The organism is Desulfonatronospira thiodismutans ASO3-1 (assembly GCF_000174435.1).
GTDB lineage: Bacteria > Desulfobacterota > Desulfovibrionia > Desulfovibrionales > Desulfonatronovibrionaceae > Desulfonatronospira > Desulfonatronospira thiodismutans.
This window is the reverse complement of record NZ_ACJN02000001.1, coordinates 32,711-51,964: the sequence shown is the minus strand read 5'-3', so window position 1 is coordinate 51,964 and position 19,254 is coordinate 32,711. Positions and strand designations below refer to the sequence as shown.

Annotated in this window: 18 protein-coding genes; 6 read left to right on the top strand and 12 right to left on the bottom strand. The window is 49.7% G+C overall.

What is annotated here, in order from left to right; translation table 11 throughout:
- Nucleotides 1–24: 24 nt before the first annotated feature.
- From tnpC to tnpA, 3 genes are read right to left on the bottom strand one after another with little or no spacing between them, the layout of a single operon-like run.
- The gene (gene tnpC / locus DTHIO_RS00280) at nt 25–1,581 is read right to left on the bottom strand and encodes an IS66 family transposase (RefSeq protein ID WP_008868370.1); all 1,557 of its coding nucleotides are present in this window, start codon (nt 1,579–1,581) and stop codon (nt 25–27) included.
- 59 nt (nt 1,582–1,640) lie between these two features.
- A complete protein-coding gene (tnpB, locus tag DTHIO_RS00275; protein WP_008868369.1) occupies nt 1,641–1,991 on the bottom strand; it encodes an IS66 family insertion sequence element accessory protein TnpB in 351 nt (116 codons plus the stop codon).
- The gene (tnpA, locus tag DTHIO_RS00270) at nt 1,988–2,329 is read right to left on the bottom strand and encodes an IS66 family insertion sequence element accessory protein TnpA (RefSeq protein ID WP_008868368.1); all 342 of its coding nucleotides are present in this window, start codon (nt 2,327–2,329) and stop codon (nt 1,988–1,990) included. The genes tnpB (DTHIO_RS00275) and tnpA overlap by 4 nt, the downstream gene beginning before the upstream one ends.
- Before the next feature lie 245 nt (nt 2,330–2,574).
- Between tnpA and DTHIO_RS00265 the strand changes: the two genes are divergently transcribed.
- Nucleotides 2,575–2,976, top strand: a complete 402-nt coding sequence (locus DTHIO_RS00265) for a hypothetical protein (RefSeq protein WP_008868367.1) — start codon at nt 2,575–2,577, stop codon at nt 2,974–2,976.
- A complete protein-coding gene (tnpB, locus tag DTHIO_RS22825; RefSeq protein ID WP_083803881.1) occupies nt 2,973–3,245 on the top strand; it encodes an IS66 family insertion sequence element accessory protein TnpB in 273 nt (90 codons plus the stop codon). Before DTHIO_RS00265 ends, tnpB (DTHIO_RS22825) begins: the two co-directional genes overlap by 4 nt.
- Here the strand turns inward: tnpB (DTHIO_RS22825) and DTHIO_RS22185 are convergent.
- From DTHIO_RS22185 to DTHIO_RS21905, 3 genes are all read right to left on the bottom strand, one after another.
- Nucleotides 3,133–3,492 (bottom strand): DDE transposase family protein, encoded by a 360-nt coding sequence (locus DTHIO_RS22185; RefSeq protein ID WP_040417277.1) that lies wholly within the window; start codon nt 3,490–3,492, stop codon nt 3,133–3,135. The two genes, tnpB (DTHIO_RS22825) and DTHIO_RS22185, sit on opposite strands and share 113 nt — an antisense overlap.
- A 56-nt stretch (nt 3,493–3,548) precedes the next feature.
- Nucleotides 3,549–4,622 carry a Druantia anti-phage system protein DruA gene (locus DTHIO_RS19335; RefSeq protein WP_083803937.1) on the bottom strand — a complete coding sequence of 358 codons (1,074 nt, stop codon included), beginning with the start codon at nt 4,620–4,622 and terminating at the stop codon, nt 3,549–3,551.
- A gap of 80 nt (nt 4,623–4,702) precedes the next feature.
- A complete protein-coding gene (locus tag DTHIO_RS21905; RefSeq protein ID WP_208596352.1) occupies nt 4,703–7,015 on the bottom strand; it encodes a transposase in 2,313 nt (770 codons plus the stop codon).
- A 2,307-nt stretch (nt 7,016–9,322) separates the two neighbouring features.
- Between DTHIO_RS21905 and DTHIO_RS00240 the strand changes: the two genes are divergently transcribed.
- The 4 genes from DTHIO_RS00240 to DTHIO_RS21540 all read left to right on the top strand — a co-directional run bounded on the left by DTHIO_RS00240 (nt 9,323) and on the right by DTHIO_RS21540 (nt 12,468).
- Nucleotides 9,323–9,883, top strand: coding sequence for a GAF domain-containing protein (locus tag DTHIO_RS00240; RefSeq protein ID WP_008868365.1), 561 nt, complete (start codon nt 9,323–9,325; stop codon nt 9,881–9,883).
- A 317-nt stretch (nt 9,884–10,200) separates the two neighbouring features.
- On the top strand, nt 10,201–11,223 hold the full coding sequence (gene gap / locus DTHIO_RS00235; RefSeq protein WP_008868364.1) for a type I glyceraldehyde-3-phosphate dehydrogenase: 1,023 nt from the start codon (nt 10,201–10,203) through the stop codon (nt 11,221–11,223).
- A 324-nt stretch (nt 11,224–11,547) separates the two neighbouring features.
- Nucleotides 11,548–12,150, top strand: a complete 603-nt coding sequence (locus tag DTHIO_RS00230) for an NF038143 family protein (RefSeq protein ID WP_008868363.1) — start codon at nt 11,548–11,550, stop codon at nt 12,148–12,150.
- A gap of 60 nt (nt 12,151–12,210) precedes the next feature.
- Complete coding sequence (locus tag DTHIO_RS21540) at nt 12,211–12,468, top strand: hypothetical protein (protein ID WP_008868362.1); 258 nt, start codon at nt 12,211–12,213, stop codon at nt 12,466–12,468.
- Nucleotides 12,469–12,562: 94 nt separating this feature from the next.
- Here the strand turns inward: DTHIO_RS21540 and DTHIO_RS00220 are convergent, their stop codons facing one another.
- The 6 genes from DTHIO_RS00220 to DTHIO_RS00195 form a co-directional block, all read right to left on the bottom strand.
- Nucleotides 12,563–12,826, bottom strand: a complete 264-nt coding sequence (locus DTHIO_RS00220) for a hypothetical protein (protein WP_008868361.1) — start codon at nt 12,824–12,826, stop codon at nt 12,563–12,565.
- A gap of 12 nt (nt 12,827–12,838) precedes the next feature.
- A complete protein-coding gene (locus tag DTHIO_RS00215) occupies nt 12,839–14,641 on the bottom strand; it encodes a YeiH family protein (RefSeq protein ID WP_008868360.1) in 1,803 nt (600 codons plus the stop codon).
- Nucleotides 14,642–14,739: 98 nt separating this feature from the next.
- Nucleotides 14,740–15,162 (bottom strand): universal stress protein, encoded by a 423-nt coding sequence (locus DTHIO_RS00210; protein ID WP_008868359.1) that lies wholly within the window; start codon nt 15,160–15,162, stop codon nt 14,740–14,742.
- A gap of 818 nt (nt 15,163–15,980) precedes the next feature.
- Nucleotides 15,981–16,244, bottom strand: coding sequence for a hypothetical protein (locus tag DTHIO_RS00205; RefSeq protein WP_008868358.1), 264 nt, complete (start codon nt 16,242–16,244; stop codon nt 15,981–15,983).
- Between the two features lie 12 nt (nt 16,245–16,256).
- Entirely contained in the window at nt 16,257–18,059 is a 1,803-nt protein-coding gene (locus DTHIO_RS00200; protein WP_008868357.1) for a YeiH family protein, read from the bottom strand.
- A 31-nt stretch (nt 18,060–18,090) separates the two neighbouring features.
- Complete coding sequence (locus tag DTHIO_RS00195) at nt 18,091–18,516, bottom strand: universal stress protein (protein ID WP_008868356.1); 426 nt, start codon at nt 18,514–18,516, stop codon at nt 18,091–18,093.
- Nucleotides 18,517–19,254 lie beyond the last annotated feature (738 nt).

Below are 19,254 nucleotides of genomic sequence, written 5' to 3'. Positions count from 1 at the left end.
AGGCCAGGGGTATGATGGTTGGGATCAGCAGGCAGTGGGGGAAGGCAGGACTTCCGGATCTATGTACTGAGGCATAAGGGCCTTCAGATCCTGCTCGGTCTTGGCCAGGGGCAAGTTTTCAAACAGGTGGCGTAAGTATGCGTAAGGCTCCAGGCCGTTCTTTTTGGCTGTCTCCACCAGGGAGAAGTACATAGCGCCTGCCTTGGCTCCATTGGGATGTCCGGCAAAAAGCCAGTTCTTGCGTCCCAGGGCGAAGGGTCTGATGGCGTTTTCCACCAGATTATTGTCAGGCCGCAGCCGGCCATCCAGTGTATAGCGCACCACTCTGTCCCACTGGTTCAGGGCATAATTTATGGCCGTGCCCAGTTTGCTTTTGTCCGGGGTGGTTTTACTTCTTTCGTCCAGCAGAGTTTTTATCTGGTTTAGTATGGGTATACTTTTTTCCTGACGTTCTTCCTGTATCCGGTCGGGCTTTAGCTTTCTGGTTTCAAAGGACTGTTCCAGGATATATAGCTTGGCGATAAGGTTCAGGATTTCCTGGGCGGTTCCGCCCTTGTGCTTTTGTTTCTTGGAGAGTTTGACCACATCCATAAACTTGCGCCGGACATGGGCCAGGCATCCTACATGGAATATGCCCGGCTTGTCGCCCAGGTCGTTGTAGACTGCATAGCCGTCACTTTGAATATAACCTTGATAGTCCTGGAGGAAATCCAGGGCCAGACCGCTTCGCGTGGGATGATAATCATAAAGGACAGTGGGATTTTCAGGATGGCCGCCAAGGAAAACCCACATATATGACTTGGAAGTGTTGGACCGGCCCGGTTCATCAAGTACCTGTACCGGGGTCTCGTCTATGCCCACCTGGAATCCGAGCATGATCTCCTTTTTGAACAGATCCAGGAAAGGCTCGCAGACCCTGGCCGCATGCATGGCCCAGGAGACCATGGTGGAACGGGAGATATCAATGCCCAGCCTTAAAAGCTGCTTGCACTGGCGATAAAAGGGTAGGCCGTCCACAAACTTGGCTGTGATGATATGAGCCATAAGACCTGGAGTCACTATGCCCTGGGGGATCAGCTGTTCCGGCATGGGAGCTATTTTGACTGCACCCTGATCATCTTCGGCTCCCTCGCAGTTTTTGCAGGCGTATTTGAGACGGATGTAGCGATTAACAATCAGCCTGGCAGGGATATAATCCAGTTTTTCGCTTACTTCCTGACCTATCGGGCTTAGCTCGACTCCGCAGGGGCATATCTTTTCCTCCCCAGAGAGGTCATGGATTATATCCTTTCTGGGAAGATCCTTGGGGATGGGCTTGCGGCCACGTTTCTTACGGGAATGTTCAGGTATGGTGATGGTTTTTTCCTGGGGCGTTTCCACCTCGGTTTCCATCTCAACAAGGCCAGGCATCATGGGCCAGGTCTCTTTGGAGCCGCATTTGGGTTTTTTATCGGATTTGGACCCATAGATGGCTTTTTGCAGGAAGTTCAGTTTCTCCTGCAGGTAGATAAGTTGCTGGTGGTAGTCAGCAACGATATCTTTGAGCGCATCCTTATCATCTGGCAAGTTGTTGATGTCCATAACTGAGTATTCATATACACACAAACATTTGGAATTGCAAGCTTTTTTTGCAAAAAAATCTAAAATAATGTGGAAAATTTTAACTCTTTGTGCCCCCTGACCTGCACAGGGTCCAGACCGTCTAAAAGCCAAACAAGCTGCCTCGCATCAAGCTCCATAACTTCCTGCTTTGATGCAGGCCACTTGAAGCTTTGCTTCTCCAGGCGCTTTTGCCACAGGCAAAAACCGTTTGTGTCCCAGTACAGGATCTTGATGATGGTTCGCTGCCTGTTGCAGAAGACAAACAGATGACCGGAAAAGGGGTCATGCTCCAGCTGAGCCTGGACCATGATGGACAACCCGTCTATGGCCTTGCGCATGTCGGTATGTCCGGTGACCAGATACACCTTGGCCTGACTTACCGCGATCACGTGATCTCCTCCAGAGTACGGACAAGCTTGGCCAGTACTTCCTGCTGGAAATCACCCGGGATATCCACCCGGTAATTGTTGACCATCAGACGCAGAGGCGTATGGGTTTTCTCCTGGACAACCTTCAGGGGCACCGGCACGATGGCATTTTCCTCCTGGGTTTTCCTGGAATAGGTGTGCCCAAGCTTTTTGCACCAGTAATAGAAGGCATGCTTGGACAGTTCTGCCCTGCGGCAGTATTCGGCTTTGGTCAGGCTGCCCTGCCTCCACTTGTTGATATGCGCGGACCAGAATCCGGCCCGCTCCTCAGGCGTGTACTTCTGTGACTTGGTTTGCATAACGGCCCCTCCTTGGTATTTGGGAGACCATTAGCACATCAGGCGGAGAAAAAAAGATGGGGTTAAATGGACGCTTACCCATGACTCAAGGTCCAGGAGGAGGGTCTGCTGATATTGCGCTGGCTTGGCGTGGAGGAGATTATTCGTTGGGGAGGTTTTCTCGATAGTGTCTTTCCGGCAAGCCTGCGTGAAAAATTTGAGGGCCTGGGGTACTATCGGTTACCAAACCATAAGGAGGACAACCGATGCACCAGCAATCAGCCCCATCCACCCGGCCAGGCCTTGAAGAAGTCAAGAGACAGTTCGAGCACTGGCGGGAAACCAGACACACACGATCTCCGATTCCCAACCACCTATGGGCCAGTGCAGTCAGCCTTGCTCAGGATTATTCCATCTGCAAAATAGCAAAGGTCTTGCACCTCAATCACAGCCACCTCAAAAAGCGGGTCCTGGCCGAGCAGGCTCAAGAGTCCCTACAGCCAGGTCCTTCCTTTGTTGAATTTGAACTCACGTCATCTTTGCCTTGCACCGAATATCACCTGGAGACCGAAGCTCGAGATGGATCAAAGCTCAAAATGCAGCTTAAAGGTCCAGACCTGCCTAATCCCCTTGAGATCCTCTCGGCTTTCTGGAGCAAAGGGGCATGATTCAGCTCACTCCCCAGATGCGCATCCTTGTAGCTGTGGAGCCTGTTGATTTCAGAAAAGGGATCGACGGGCTGACAAAAATCTGCCGGCAGAGGATCAAATCAGATCCCTTTTCAGGCTGTGTCTTTGTCTTTTGCAACAAAAAGAAAACAGCCATCAAAAAGTGTTTTCACAGACTTTATTGGTTTTTGGGTCATAGCTTTTTTTATGAATGCAAAACGCCTGGCCAACATGGGGAAATTCAAGGTATTCATTTAGCTCGGTGGTAGTCCATATGGAGCGGGTATCTATTCGGCCATGACCTGGTGGATCTTGGAGGCAATAGTCAGGTTCTTTGCGGTGTTCAAAGTATTTCTTGATGTCGAAGTAGAGAGTGGGCTGGTTTTTTTTGACGGTAAAAAGGTAGGCTGCGTTGCGCCCAACGATGTATTCGGCCAGTTTTTTCTGAGTAAGAAGCGCGTCGGCGGTGATAGTTTTCCCGGAGATTTCTATTTGTTCCAGGATGGGGATAAACATCCCGATTTCGTTTGTCTGCTTCGTTTCTTGGTCATCATCCTCTGCAGGCAGAGCACCTACTTTTTTTGGGTGTGGGTGGTCTTGGATTCATGGCCAACAACACTGGCAATATGGGTTTGCCGGGCATTTTCATCAATGGCGTTTTTCATGGTTTTGCCATCAAAAGCCAGACAAGTGTCTTCGAGGCCTTGATCTTCGTTAAAGCGTTGCATAGCCAGATCTAATTCAACTGGGTCCGCACGGACTAGAACATCACGTATGACGAACTGACTGGGGATAACATATTTTCCATTTTCCTTGCGGCACCGAAACCGTTGCCGGGCCTTTTGTCCCAGTTTGTTGGCCCAGCCATAAATGGCCTTGTAGCCTTTCATTCCGCACAGGGTGGCTGCTGCTGCAATGGACAGAACTGTAGAGATTCGATGACGGCGTCCATGTGTTCTTCGAGGGTCGGTGACAGTTTTGAAGTAATCCGGGAGTGATTCCATCTGTTTAGCATTCATGGTCATTTTGGGTTCTCCTTTTTGATATGCTGCGTTAAGAATGGCACAAGACAACAGTTTTCTGGCGTTGGCTTGAAGCGGCAAGACAAAGATGAGTTTGGGGGATGAAGGTTTGGCACTGTATCCTTGGCCGACTCTTTTAAAGCCTTTGGTCAGTCCAAGCTCTGTCCAGTTTGAGGCGCGGTATACAGTGCCTGTGTAACGTCTGGGATCTACAAAGGTTTCCAGGAGCAGCAGTGGGTGGCCAAAATGTTGTTGCCAATCAAAAGAGATGCGCTTTGCACAAAGCGATAGGATGCGAGATCCCAGGTTTGGCAGATTCCAGCCCGGCAGAATAAGAAAACGAGTGTTGTTGGCCAGAAGCTTCAAGCGGTCAAACCGATGCCGATATTCCCATCCAATCCAACGGTCCCTGGCCGCGCATTTCAAGGCTGCAGCCGAGAATGTAAGCAGGGCAACCCACTGATCAGAGTAGGTGGCGACATACCAGAGCGTTTCGCTGATTTTAGGCGAGGCTCCAAGATAGTGATACTTGGCCATCAAAGACTTGAACAGGCTTTCCTGCTCCCTTTTGATTGGTTGCAGCCTTACGCTGAGCAAATATGAAGGATGGGGCTTTGTGTGCATGGCGAGCCCCTTGTAACAAACTTCAGACTTTTCCACCCGTTTTTGAGAGCCATAAAGATAGGCCAATTTGAGAGCCAAAATCATATGGCATACTGATCTTTGACCTGAATCTGAACGCCTCGATTTCCCCACCAGGAAACGCGGTTGAGGCCTGTTTCTTTTCTGCTGGTAAGAAGTTCGGCAAGTCTCTTTTTAATCCCCTGACGATCTCCGTCCAGATATGTAATGAGGAGGTCGCCGGAGTCATCAAGGCTCAGTTCGCAGTTTTGATTGCTGAATATGCTGGTTCGGATGGTGGACAAGACACATTTCCAGTCTTCAGGGCTTTGCCACTGAGGTATACATAGCTGGGACCGAAAATAATCAACAGCGAGCCGAGCAAGCATGATGCAATAGTAATGAGCCTCCACTTTTTCTGGAGACGTGCCTGTGGGTTTGTTCAGGAAGTAGTTCTCGATAAGATCTTTGATGCCAGTTTCCACCGGCCAGCGGATGTGGTAGGCATCCAGGATCTTGGTCGGGCTGTAGTCTGTATGTGTACTTCCAAAGCAGCGGATCTCACTGGTTTCTTTGTTTTGCTTGACCACAAAACGAAAGGGCTTTTTTGTTTCTGGGAGAATGAAGTCCTTACTGGCAATGCGATATTGCTCCCGGTAATCCTGCCAGACCCCTTGCTGGATGGTTGCCTCTTTCCAACGCTTGATCTTGGGGTTTTGTTTGAGGCACATGGTAATGTCCGATTCCGAACGAACAGTCAAATATATCAGCTGTTTTTCTCCGGTATACTCGGAATCTGCATAAATTTCCTTGATAACGTCAGGGTCAATGATCATAAACAGGTTTCGTTCACAGAAGCGGTACAGGGCTGACGGAGCCCTGGACTTGCCTTCACAGTAGGCGATATTAATGATGGTGTTGGTCATGCTGTCCCAGAGGATCTGCGGCCTGTGAGCGTACGTCATATCACCGTTTTTATCAGGAGCCTTGCTCAATGCTTTGTCTTCAGGAAACCGGCTATCCGAGGGATCACAGTGATAATCTATGGCAATCTCTTTGCCCTCAATGATCCCCAGTTCCCTGGCCCGGCAAGAGGCATCGTTTCGCAGGAACTGCAAATGGCTGAAGCGAATCTCATCGAATGCATCGTAGAATCTGGTTTTTCCTGGGTTGAGAACCAGTCCTGAAGCCACGGCTACAGAGCGGTCAGCATTGAGTGTAAAGTCATGGATGCTGGGAAAACCAGCGATAATGCGCATGACATTCACGATAATATTGTTGGTGATCTCAGAAGTGCGCAGGCTGTTTGGGCCGTAGGTGTGCCATGCTTCAATGACCCCTAATTGATCCAGGAAAGGAGCCACGATCAAAGTTCCTGGGTTGCTGATGACCACCTTGCGGTAGGCCAGGTGCTTGATGAATTGAAGGAAAGAACGGTTCACTTTGAGCCCGGAGGTATCAACGAGATCAGGAAATCGGGATTTGGCCGAGGCTTCTACCGGTGACTGTTTCTCAGTCACCTGAGCCGGAACCGGGCTGGAGATAACACCTCGGATGGCAACGGGTTTTTTGAATCGTGAGAGTTTCCATCGAGCATAGATCTTTTGGACATTGGCCCGGGAACATTTCAAATTGAGCTTTTTTATCATCTTGGCTGTGGACAGGGACGGATCCATCAGTCTTTCTTCTATGATTTGAAGCTCCAGCTGGGGGGAAATCTTCTCACCGGTTTGCCCCTTTTGGACAAGATCAGCCAGGCCCCAGACCCCATAGAGCATATACCGGTTTTTCAACACATAGAACCGATTGGGGGCCATGCCGAATTCTTGAAGCACTGGGCGAATCTGGCGTTTTTTTTCAAGCTTGGATAAGGCCTTGAATAGCTCAACTCGATGTTGAAGGTGGTCGCGCTGATAATTGAAAAAAGTACCAGGCCGGTCGTGCAGGTTATGAACTGGCCTGGCAGGCGGTTTTTCTTTTTGCTTGATTACGGATTCCAGGATATGTTGCAGGCCGGACCAAAAACAAATGTCTGCTTCATCCATTCGCTGGCCATAGCCATAAGAACGCTGAATCTGGCGGATATGTTCCAAGGAGGCGTCTTCAATCCCCAGGGCCTTGGCGAGTCGTAAGGCATGGTTGGCACGTTCATGTGGTCTTGAAAGTTTGACCAGGATAACCAGTCGCTCCAGAGCCGGGTCAACCTGCTCATGAGATATCTCCGGTAAAAGAGCCACGGTCCCATAAAGAGCAAATGAGTGATCCCAGTCTTTCAAGGTGTTTCGACTGATGTTGAAAGATTCAGCCACAACCCTTTGTGGTTTTCGATTTTTCCATACATCGGTGATGGCCTGATAGGCAGAGAAGAATGGTTCGTCTTCATAAGTAAAAGGCACTGATGCAGGTGACCTGACAGCAGCCTGTCGTATCCTGAACTGAATGGACAAAAAGTATTGGCGAGCAGTGTCTGTGAGTACCATATCTATATACCCAAAGTAGTACGCAATTGTGGTCCAAAATCGCCTTGACAGTATATAAGATATAGTACGCAAAAATTCCCCGCAATGCAAGCATTTTTTGGATGGAATTATGCGATTTCCCAGGGGGTAACAGGTAAAACTTTCTACAGGCCTGCTCATGTAATCGGTTTTTATCTCGGCTAAATTATGAAATTATCGTTCTATTACAAGTAGTTAAGCATAAAAGAAAGCAATAGCATCATCGCTATCCGAGCTTGAGTGAGAGTTAAGAAATACTGTAACAAAGATTATCATTACTGAAAAAAATTGCGTACTACTTCATGGGGACGGATAACCAAGACTTGCTACAGCTTTGAGGTACTCATGAGGATTACGTTTGAAAATGTCGGCTAACAGATAACATGCTGACATTTATAGATAAAAAGGCATACATTGCGCATTCAACTTGGCGGAGAGAATCATTTTGCCCTTGTTTTTGACTTAGAAAATGGCTCTGAAAACTGCCTGGAAATGTCTGAACTTTCGAGCACTTGTCCAGGATTTGGGGTTAATTCTATAAATTTTTTGAATTTTTTTGTGAGCATAAATTGGCCCTGTCAGAGATACGCCTTCAAAAATTTTTTTGCAGAGGCTGGGGGTCAGGTCCAGAGGGGCGGGGTGTGAGAAATCAGTTAGAAACATGTTTGTTTGAAATTTGTGCTAAGCTAAGCACTTAGGCTTTTTCCGTGACCCTGCGCGGAAAAGGAAGGGAGCTAAATATCGAACCACCCCCAACCCCTCCTTAGCCAAGGAGGGGAGCAGATCGAGGCGTGGCAACACTCTGACGCAGGCATCTGTATAAATACTCCGTCTGGAGCTTGATTAAGGCAACTACCTAAAAATAACGTAACAGTTTCAGGGTGGGGAGTTCTGGGCAACATGCGGAAAATTAAAAGGTCGCCGCCCACCCAGGTTTATAATTCTATTTTCCGGGAGTTGCTTAAGCTTTCACCACCCAGGTAAATCCAGGGCACGGTGTAGCTCCCCTCCTTAGCCAAGGAGGGGCCGGGGGTGGTTGTATGAAATCCCTTCCTTATAAACATTCCAGAAGTCCACCACATAAGTAATTCCAGGCCACGGTACAGCTCCCCTGCTTGGCCTGGGAAGAAGTTGGGTAAGGAAGGGAGCTAAATATCGAACCACCCCCAACCCCTCCTTAGCCAAGGAGGGGAGCAGATCGAGGCGTGGCAAGACTCTGTCGCATGCATCTGAATAAATACTCCTACTGGAGCTTGATTAAAGCAACTACCTTAAAATAACGTAACAGTTTCAGGGTGGGGAGTTCTGGGCAACATGCGGAAAATTAAAAGGTCGCCGCCTACCCAAGTTTATAATTCTATTTTCCGGGAGTTGCCTAAGTTTTCACCACCCAAGTAAATCCAGGCCACGGTCCAGCTCCCCTGCTTGGCCTGGGAAGAAGCCGGTTAAGGAAGGGAGCTAAATATCGAACCACCCCCAACCCCTCCTTAGCCAAGGAGGGGAGCAGATCGAGGCGTGGCAACACTCTGTCGCATGCATCTGAATAAATACTCCTACTGGAGCTTGATTAACACTACAGCGAAACTTATGATTTATCTCCGGGGGCTGGCTCCCCGCACTTATTTTTTCCAATAAAACCAAGAGCATTTAATAAAAATAAGTGCGGGGTGCCTGTCCCCAATTTACTTAGCCAAGGAGGGGAGCAGATCGAGGCGTGGCAACACTCTGTCGCATGCATCTGTATAAATACTTCTACTGGAGCTTGATTAACACTACAGCGAAACTTATGATTTATCTCCGGGGGCTGGCTCCCCGCACTTATTTTTTCCAATAAAACCAAGAGCATTTAATAAAAATAAGTGCGGGGTGCCTGTCCCCAATTTAGACACTGCCTGGGACCGATTATTGCCACAGCCGGGAACATGGTCAGCAGTGAATTCACCTTGGATGCAAGGTATCTTTTTTTATCCATCATTTTTAAAGACTATGTTTAAATGGGCGTCAAGGTAATCCTGTTTTGCCTGCTGGGAGTACTTAGCGGGGGACAGTCCTTAGTCACGCCTGAGGCGTGAGTACCATAAGTCACCGCTGTGGATCCCCTGAATGGTTAAGGTTGACCAGCGGCCTTTATGAATTTAAGAGTTACCATGTTCGAATGAACTGAGCCTAAACTTCGCAAAATTTTAAACAAAGGCAGGTTACAACATGGAATCCAAAGAACTCTATAAAACCATTTACAAGATCGCCAGGGTAGTCAATTCTTCACTGGAACCAAGAGAGGTCCTGGGGCAGATTGTGGAACAGGTCACCAAGGCCATGAACGCTAAGGGCTGCTTTATCCGGCTGCTGGACAGGAGTGGCACTGTTCTCAAGCCAGATGCCTACTACGGCCTGAGTGAACGTTACGCCCATAAAGGGACTGTGGAAGTGGCCAAGAGCAAGCTGGACCAGGAAGCCCTTGAAGGCAGGCCGGTCTATATCGAAGACGTGCGGACCGATCACCGGTTTCAATATCCGCAGCAGGCATCGGAAGAGGGCATAGTCTCGCTGCTGGTGGTTCCGCTCACAGCCCAGGGGGACAAGATAATCGGTGTTCTGCGGGTATATTCAGGGCAGGCCCGCAGTTTTACCGATGAAGAAATGGATTTTCTGAGCTGCACCGCCAACCTGTGCGGCATAGCCCTGGAAAACGCCCGCATGTACCACGCACTGAAGCGGACCAGCGAACTGGCCAACGAATATGTATACCAGGTCTTTGAGGACTAACTGGTTTTAATTAGTTTTCATCCGGAAACGGTTCTTTTTCCTTTTGGCGGCGTCAATCTGCACAATTATTCGTCAACGTATTAAGATACGCCTCCTCATAATTGCTTGATTTCCTTGCCAAAAGAAAAAACTCCTCGTTTCCGTAAAGAAAACCAACAGCTTCAACATCCGGAAAGAAAGACTTTCCGGATGGAAACTAATTAGCATACATTACGTTTTATAGAAATGAGTGATCCCGCGGGCGTGAAGACCAGAGGACGCGCCGGGTATACATGCCAATTTAAAATATCGCACTAAAGGTGCGTCTGGAGGAAGACATGAGCAAAAAGGTAAGAGTAGGAATAAACGGCTTTGGCCGCATCGGGCGGCAGGTACTAAAAGCCATATGGAAATATCACCGGGATACCATTGAAGTCGTGGCGGTGAACGACCTTTTCGACATCAACACCAATGCCCATCTTTTGTCCCGGGATACCAGCTATGGTCCTTTTGAGCCCAGTATCAGCGTCCAGGGTGACGCCATCCACGTAGGCGATGACTTTGTTGTGCACAACAGCGCTGAACGCGATCCGAGGCTTATTCCCTGGGGTTCTCTCGGCGTGGACGTGGTACTGGAATGCACCGGAATTTTCCGCACCAAAGAAAAGGCTTCCATGCACTTAGAGGCCGGCGCCAAAAAGGTCATTATATCCGCCCCTGCCAAGGAAGAGGATATAACCATCGTCCTGGGCGTGAACGAGTCCGATTACGACCCGGACAGACACCACATCATCTCCAACGCCTCCTGCACCACCAACTGCCTTGCTCCGGTGGTCAAGGTAGTTCACGAGCATTTCGGCATTAGCAAGGGGGTTATGACCACAGTCCACGCTTATACCAATGACCAGCGCATACTTGATTTGCCCCATTCCGATTTGCGACGTGCCCGGGCAGCGGCCTGCAACATGATACCCACTTCCACCGGGGCGGCCAAGGCCGTGGCTCTGGTTATGCCTGAGATGGAGGGCAAGTTTTCCGGGTTCTCCGTGCGTGTGCCTGTACCTACTGTTTCCCTGGTGGACTTCGTCTGCGAGCTGGAACGCGACGCAAGCACCGAGGATTTGCGCTCAGTACTCAAGAGTGCAGCCCAAGGCCCGCTGCAGGGCATCCTGGGCTATTCAGAAGACCCGCTGGTCTCATCAGATTTTATCGGTGATCCCCGTTCATCGATTGTAGAAGCCGACTTCACCATGGTTCAGTCCGGGAACATAGCCAAGATATATGCATGGTACGACAACGAATGGGGCTATTCCTGCCGTATCGGCGACCTGGTGGCCTACATGGCTGATAAGGGGCTGTGATATTTTCAGCTGGTTGGCCGGGAATCATTCTAAACGCGATAATGAATATGCCAGGTTATTGCCCTTTTGGCTTGACTTTAGCATAACAGCTGTCTATCAGAAACACTAAACCAGTCCCCGGCGGTCTGAAATTAAAAACATGCCCGGGGTTTTTCCTGTTTTCCGGCGGCAAGGGCCTTTCATGAAATGCCCTTGCCGCAAAAAAGATCACCTGGGCTGCACGCAAAGTTTCTTTGTAGTTTTATTAAAATGAGAAACCTGTGCAGCAAAAAAACACATTGAAATGACCGAGCTGAAATTGTAGTTGTCTTTAAGGGGGCTGATATGGATCAGGATTTTGAGCAGAGGTTTACCGCAATTTTTCAAAGGGAGGAGCAGTTTGCTCATACCCTGGCGACTTCTGTTATCCAGAAGCCCAAGTTGAGCGTATGGATGTTTTTGGTGCCTATTCTTTTTATTTACCATGCCAACCATATAAAACGCTATAAGAACAATCTGGCCAATTTTCAGCAAGGGTTTACACGCACCAAGCTGCATGCCCTCAACCTGGCCAGGGAGGAACTGGTTCGCGGAGAAAAAAAAGAGGAACGGGAGATGGATCTTTTTGCGGACTACGATGTTGACGGCCCCAACGTTCAGGAGGTCCGCAACAGGCAGATGGAGGAAATCCGCCTGCTCATAAAACATTACCGCAGTCTTCTTCGAAGCTCCGGCAGGGATTACCCCGAACTGGTCAGATCTGCCTACAAGACCAAAAATGAATACAAGAAGTTTTTGAACAAGCTGAACCAGGCTGAGAAAGAAGTAAACAAGGCCGCCCTGCATGCTTTTCACGACAGTGACGACAGCCGCAAGGTGGTTTCGGAGATGGAAAAACAAGCTTCCATACTGCGCAACCAGGAAGCCGGCAGCATTTTCAGTTCCTGACGTATAAAGCTGTCAGCTCCTGCTGCCCTGAAGCCCGTCCGGGTTTCCAGGAGGTTTGCCATGGGTTTGTTGCATCAGCCTTCCGGCATAACTCCCGACAGCGGGAGAAGTAAGCGCAGGATTTTTGCTCCCCGCAGATGTCCGAGTTGCGGGGTCCTGGCGCAAAGCCATCACACCGTCTGCACTTCCTGCAAAGCTCGCCTTTATTGCCCCAAAAAAGTTTCCGACCTGAAGATCATGACCCTGGGAGTGCTTCTTTCTCTACTCTGCTTTATACTTGTGGTGTGCTTCATGTTTGTCCTTGACAGGATGACTTGAAAGCGCTGCATGACAGCCGGGAGGATTTTTTGTGTGTACGGAAGCAGGGTCTTGTTTGACCGTGCTCCCGTACACTGGTGTAGTATGGAGGGGTTTATCTCACCGGGTCGGCCCGAAGTCCGGACTTGACATCCCTGTACTCTTCCACGTCGCTGTAGGTAAAGGCACTGACATCTATGCCGCTTTCCCGGAAGGCCTGTTTGACCTCCTGGACTACAGGCAGGCTGTGCAGGTAGGCAACGCCTATCCCCAGTATCAGGAGCAGGGAGGATGTCACCAGGATCCTTGCCCATTTTCTTTTTGCCCCGGCCGGGGCATTCGCATTGGCCGGGGCTTTAATGGTTTCTTTATTGTTCATTTCTTGCCCTGTTTATCTGATTTCCATCAGATGTTCAGTTACGCCGGGGAAGAAGACCATGAACATCAGCCAGGCCAGGAACAGAGTCAGGATGACGTTGAATCCCTGGGTGAAGACATAGTGGTACAGGATCTTTCCGCCGGCAAAGTACTTGGCCAGCTCGCGGAAGTTGGTGGCCAGACCGATGCTGGTAAAGGCCATGGCAAAGAACCAGGCCCGCAGCGGGTTGGCCCATCCGCCCAGGACGCCGTCGCTGACAATGGTCTCGCCCATCTGGTGACCCATGGCTTCGTACACGATGGTAAAGAAGATTGAAGCCGCCACAAAGCCGATAACGAACTTGGGAAAGCGGACCCAGATTTCGCGCAGAGCTGCGCCCACGGTCAACTCTACATTGCTTCCCTCACGTTCCACCTTGGTGGCCCAGTAGGCAGCGATACCGAAAGCCAGGATACCGATCATGACGTTCTGGATCATCTTCAGGGTGGCTGCGGTGTACATGGCTCCGGGGCCAAGAAGCTCGCCCGCGGCCACAACTGCACCGGTGGAGTCGACAGTACCGCCGACCCATGCACCGCCCAGAATAGGGTTCATTCCCACGGCCATGACCAGTGCCGGCATGAGGAACATGCCCAGGGCGGTGAAAACTAAGGACAGACCGACAGCGATGGTCAGCTCCTCACCCTTGGCCTTGGAGGCTGCCGCCGCGGCGATGGCTGCGGACACACCGCAAACACTTGCTGCTGCGGCCACGCATATATTCAGAGGCTTGGAGGGCAGCTTGATGTACTTGTTACCCACCCAGTAGCCGATGATGAGAACTGTTGGCGTAACACCCCAGGCCACCACGATGCCGGGAGCGCCGATCATGAGGATCAGGCCGAAAAGAATGCTGCCCCCGAGAAGCACCAGTCCGGTCTTGATGTAGTACTCGGTCTGAACCGCTGGTTTGACCCAGCCAGGTGTACTCATGGTATTACTGATGAGTAGACCAATTATAATACACCACAGCACATAGCTCAAGCCGTATTCACTGGCTATGGCGTGGTTGCCGATGAAGAACCCGATTATGGATATAATGAACACTATGGGATATCCCACCAGAAATGTGCCCACATTGCCGCCCATGAAGCTGATGCCTATGGCGAACATGAGACCGGTAAAGATCATGAGCAGAATCATGGAGGGGATAAGATTGTAGCCGGAAACATTGGCATCGCTTCTGGCGCTGGACTCTGCGTCCCGGGCATCCAGCCAGGCATCGATGGCGTTGACGGCCTCTTCGTTTAAGGCTTCATCCTCGAAATCGGCTTCTGCAGCTGCGGCCTGGGCCTCTTCAGCCTCAGCTAAGGCCTCTTCAGTTGCCTGCTGGGCTTCTTCATATGCCGGCTTTGCCTCCTCCCGCATTTCAGCAGCCCTGGACTCGCTCATGTAGAAGGCTTCCACAGGGTTGTCATCCCAGCCCCTGGGACGCTGGATAAGCCAGCCCATTGCAGGTCCCAGCCCATGGTCCCTGGCCCGGATGCTGTCCAGTTCATCCTGGGCCTTGATCTGTTCTATAGTGGCAAAGGGGGCTCTTTCTTCCTCGTACTCAACCACTGCCTCGTGTTCTGCCAGCTGTTCTGGGGCGTCCGAGGGAGTTGCTCCCCAGAAGACCACAAGGGCGAATAATAGAAGGGCCAGACCAAGCCAGTTGGCCCACCAGTCTTCCTTCTTCCACAGTTGCGACCAGTCTCTGCCCTTGCCGGTGGAAGATGCTGCAGCCATTTCTTCCTTGATGGCTTCCTGGGCTTCTTTCTTGTCATGTTCTGCCATGATTTAGATCTCCTTGTTCATTTAAAATAGTTATGGTATAAAATATGTGACTGCAAAAAAATACCGTCGCGTCTTCTAAAAGGTATCTTTACTGAAAATTATTTGATAACTATGACACTTCTTTTTCCAGTGTTTATGACTTTGCAGGTTACCCCTCCAAGCACTCCTCTTGCATCTGCTCCATGTGACCCGGATGCGCCCATAACTATATAATCAGCATCCACTTCATCTGCAGTCTCGAGAATTACCTTTTCTGGAGCGCCTGACTTGATCATTACCTGCCCATCAACACCCTTTTCAGTTAGCCTGCCTTGCACATTATTTTTGATTTCGTTGCCTTCTTTTTGCAGAGTGCTTTCCAGTAGATTGCATTCATCTCTTCCTACGAATGAAATACAAAGGTCAGGTACAACTACAACAGAATAAACTTTGCCTCCACCCAATTTTCGGCAAAAATCTATTGCCTTGTCCATAGTCTTGTTTGCAAACTCGGATCCATCATGCGGAACTAACAGGTTCATAAGTCTACTCCTTAAAAATAGTATAGGGTTTATAGTAAGTTGCTCAGGTCCACTTGCATCTTTATAGCAAAATATGGGCCATAGTTTGTGTTTCGTGTCACTATACAAAAAAATAATGCTATTATAACAGGTTAGGGTATTGCACAAACAAAGGGAGCCTTGTTTTCATGGTAAAAAAATGATGTTTAGTGCTGTGTTGAGGGTGCTGGTGCCAACTAAGGTTGGCACTGGGGCATAAGTTAGCGGACAATGCTTGCGGATATCGGGGGTGGCTGGTGGGACAAACGAGGCCTGATCAAAATGGGATTGTCTCTGAAGAAGATGTGACTGCAAACAGTCTTTTTTGTCAGGCGAAGACGAGTGACAAAAGTCATTCTATATTGTTATCAAAATGATTTTAATCAGCGTAGATCAGTTTACCCCGTGAAATCTCTTATTATTTCACTGGGGCGAGATCAGCGGCTAACATCTTTCTTCTTCATGCAACTGATAATATCAAAGGCAAAGAATCTTGGCCGCTGATTGCGCAGATCTCCGCAGATAAGAAAAGCATTGCCTAAGGGTTTGTAGTGATAAACATTAAGATTGTCTTGATTGCAAATTGGAATCAGAGATTAGACGTCAGAGGTCAGTAAAAACAAAAAGCTATGTTGGTTGTTGATTTCTCGATTTTTTGCAGTGCATCTGAATAAAGAAAGGCATCGTGCGGAGAAGGCTCTATACGGGTTCAGGCAGTTGCGGTCTGGATGTATGTACATGGTGCAGAGTTTGGATTGACCCTGCACCATGTACATGGTGTGTAGTGGGAAGTGGTTGTGTTATCTTACGGGGTCGGCTCGAAGACCTGATTTGACATCCCTGTACTCTTCCACGTCGCTGTAGGTAAAAGCACTGACATCTATGCCGCTTTCCCGGAAGGCCTGTTTGACCTCCTGGACTACGGGCAGGCTGTGCAGGTAGGCAACGCCTATCCCCAGTATCAGGAGCAGGGAGGATGTCACCAGGATCCTTGCCCATCTTCTTTTTGCCCCGGCCGGGGCATTCGCATCGGCCGGGGCTTTAATGGTTTCTTTATTGTTCATTTATTGCCCTGTTTATCTGATTTCCATCAGATGTTCAGTTACGCCGGGGAAGAAGACCATGAACATCAGCCAGGCCAGGAACAGAGTCAGGATGACGTTGAATCCCTGGGTGAAGATGTAGTGGTACAGGATCTTTCCGCCGGCAAAGTACTTGGCCAGTTCGCGGAAGTTGGTGGCCAGGCCGATGCTGGTAAAGGCCATGGCAAAGAACCAGGCCCGCAGCGGGTTGGCCCATCCGCCCAGGACGCCGTCCTGAACAACGGTTTCACCCATCTGGTGTCCCATGGATTCGTAGACGATGGTGAAGAATATGGAGGCCGCAACAAATCCGATGACGAACTTGGGAAAGCGGGTCCATATTTCGCGCAGAGCTCCGCCCAGGGTCAACTCAACATCGCTTCCTTCACGCTCCACCTTGGTGGCCCAGTAGGCAGCGATACCGAAAGCCAGGATACCGATCATTACGTTCTGGATCATCTTCAGTGTGGCTGCAGTGTACATGGCTCCGGGGCCAAGAAGCTCGCCCGCGGCCACAACTGCACCGGTGGAGTCGACAGTACCGCCGACCCAGGCACCACCCAGAATGGGGTTCATGCCTACGGCTACCACCAGGGCCGGCATGAGGAACATGCCCAGGGCGGTGAAAACTAAGGACAGCCCGACAGCGATGGTCAGTTCCTCACCCTTGGCCTTGGAGGCTGCCGCCGCGGCGATGGCTGCGGACACACCGCACACACTGGCTGCTGCGGCCACGCAGACGTTGAGCGGCTTGGAAGGCAGCTTGATGACCCTGTTTCCAACCCAGTAACCGATGATAAGAACTGTGGGCGTAACACCCCAGGCCACTACGATGCCGGGAGCGCCGATCATGAGGATCAGGCCGAAGAGGATACTGCCGCCAAGAAGGACCAGTCCGGTCTTGATATAGTACTCGGTCTGAACCGCTGGTTTGACCCAGCCAGGTGTACTCATGGTATTACTGATGAGAAGGCCTATAATAATACACCACAGTACGTAACTTAAGCCATATTCACTGGCTATGGCGTGGTTGCCGATGAAGAATCCGATTATGGAAATGATGAATACAATGGGGTAACCCATCAGAAATGAGCCGACATTTCCACCCATGAAGCTGATACCTATGGAAAACATGAGCCCTGTCAGGATCATAAGCAGGATCATGGAGGGTATAATGTTGTACCCTTCAACGTTGGCATCGCTTCTGGCACTGGATTCGGCGTCCCGGGCATCCAGCCAGGCATCAATGGCGTTTACCGCCTCTTCATTTAAGGCCTCATCCTCGAAATCGGCTTCTGCAGCAGCTTCCTGGGCTTCCCTGGCTTCATCATAAGCTTCTTCTGTCTTCTGCTGGGCTTCTTCATATGCTGGCTTTGCCTCTTCACGCATTTCAGCAGCCCTGGACTCGCTCATGTAAAATGCTTCAATGGGATTGTCATCCCAGCCCTGGGGGCGCTGAATAAGGCTGGCCAGGGCCGGTCCCAGCCCGTAGTCCTGGGCCCGGATATCGTCCAGTTCGTCCTGGGCCTCGATCTGCTCTATAGTGGCAAAGGGAGCCCTTTCTTCTTCGTACTCGACCTTTGCCTCGAACTCTTCCAGCTTCTCAGGAGCGTCTGCGGGAGTGGCTCCCCAGAAGACCACGAGAGCAAACAGAAGCAGGGCCAGACCAAGCCAGTTGGCCCACCAGTCTTCTTTTTTGTAGAGTTGCGCCCAGTCCCTGCCCTTGCCGGAGGAAGAAGTGGCAGCCATTTCTTCCTGAATAGCTTCTTGAGCTTCTTTTTTTTCGTTGTCAGCCATAATTCATAACTCCTTTATTTTATTCAGAGGTTTATTTTTTAATGACGATCACGTTGTGCTTGCCAAGATTGATGACCTTGCAGGTAACTCCGCCCAGTGCTCCCCGGGATGCAGCGCCATGTTTACCGGACGCGCCCATAACAATGTAGTCCACATTCTGCTGATCAGCAGTCTCCAGAATTACGTGTTCAGGAGCACCCGCCTTAATCACCACTTCACCCTTGAGCCCTTTTTCAGACAGCATGGCCTCGACTGCTTTCTTGATACTTTCACCCTCTTTTTGCAGGGTGTTTTCCAGGAGATTGCATTCATCCATGCCCACAAAGGACATGCACAGGTCAGGGACGACCACAACCGATGAAATGGTGGCCTCACCGTGTTTTTTGGCCATCTCAATGGCCTTGTCCAGGGTCTTGTTTGCGAATTCCGATCCGTCATGGGGTACCAGTAGTTTCATAACAAAGTTCCTCCTAAGCTGTTTTGTTGGTTTATAAATATTCTGGCGCAAATGAGTGCGCCTTGATCTGCCTTTATTTGCCTCTTGAAGTAAAAATCCTTTCCAGGTGCCTGAAAGGGTCAGCCTGTGATTTAGTTTGAGCTTAAAAAATAGATTTGTAGATTATGTCAAAGGAGCACAAAGTTTTTTTGGGTTTGGCGATAGCAATATGCAGGCCATTTTTTGGGAAATGATTTGTTTTTACGAAAAAAAGCCTTGTCTCAATGGTTTGGGCTGGTAAGAAAAGCTTGGGGCCGGGCTTCTGAACTGCGCAGGGCAGGTTTGGGATGCAATATATACGAGGCGGGTGCAAACTTTTGTCAGCAGCAAAGATGTCGCTTCTGTTTTCAAGCATGGCTCAGGCCCGAGACAGCTTGACATGGACGATAAAAATTACGTAACTTTCAGAAGTAGAGAAAAAGTTTTTGTATAGCTTAAAAATGTTTGTTTCAGCTCAGGTGCACATTGGCCTGGAAAGCTTGTCAGCCATTCTTGATGCTGAAACGATGAGATGTAGTGGCAACTGAAATTTTTGAATATCTAACGCGGACTTTACCCTAAACCCATTAAAGAAAAGAGCTTTTTTGACAGGATTAACAGGATTAAGAGATTGATTAAGAGAAAAACATTTTTGTCCTGGCCGGAAGCCAGGCCAAAAGGTTATCACTCCAGCACTCACTTTTTTCCTGCATTCATGAG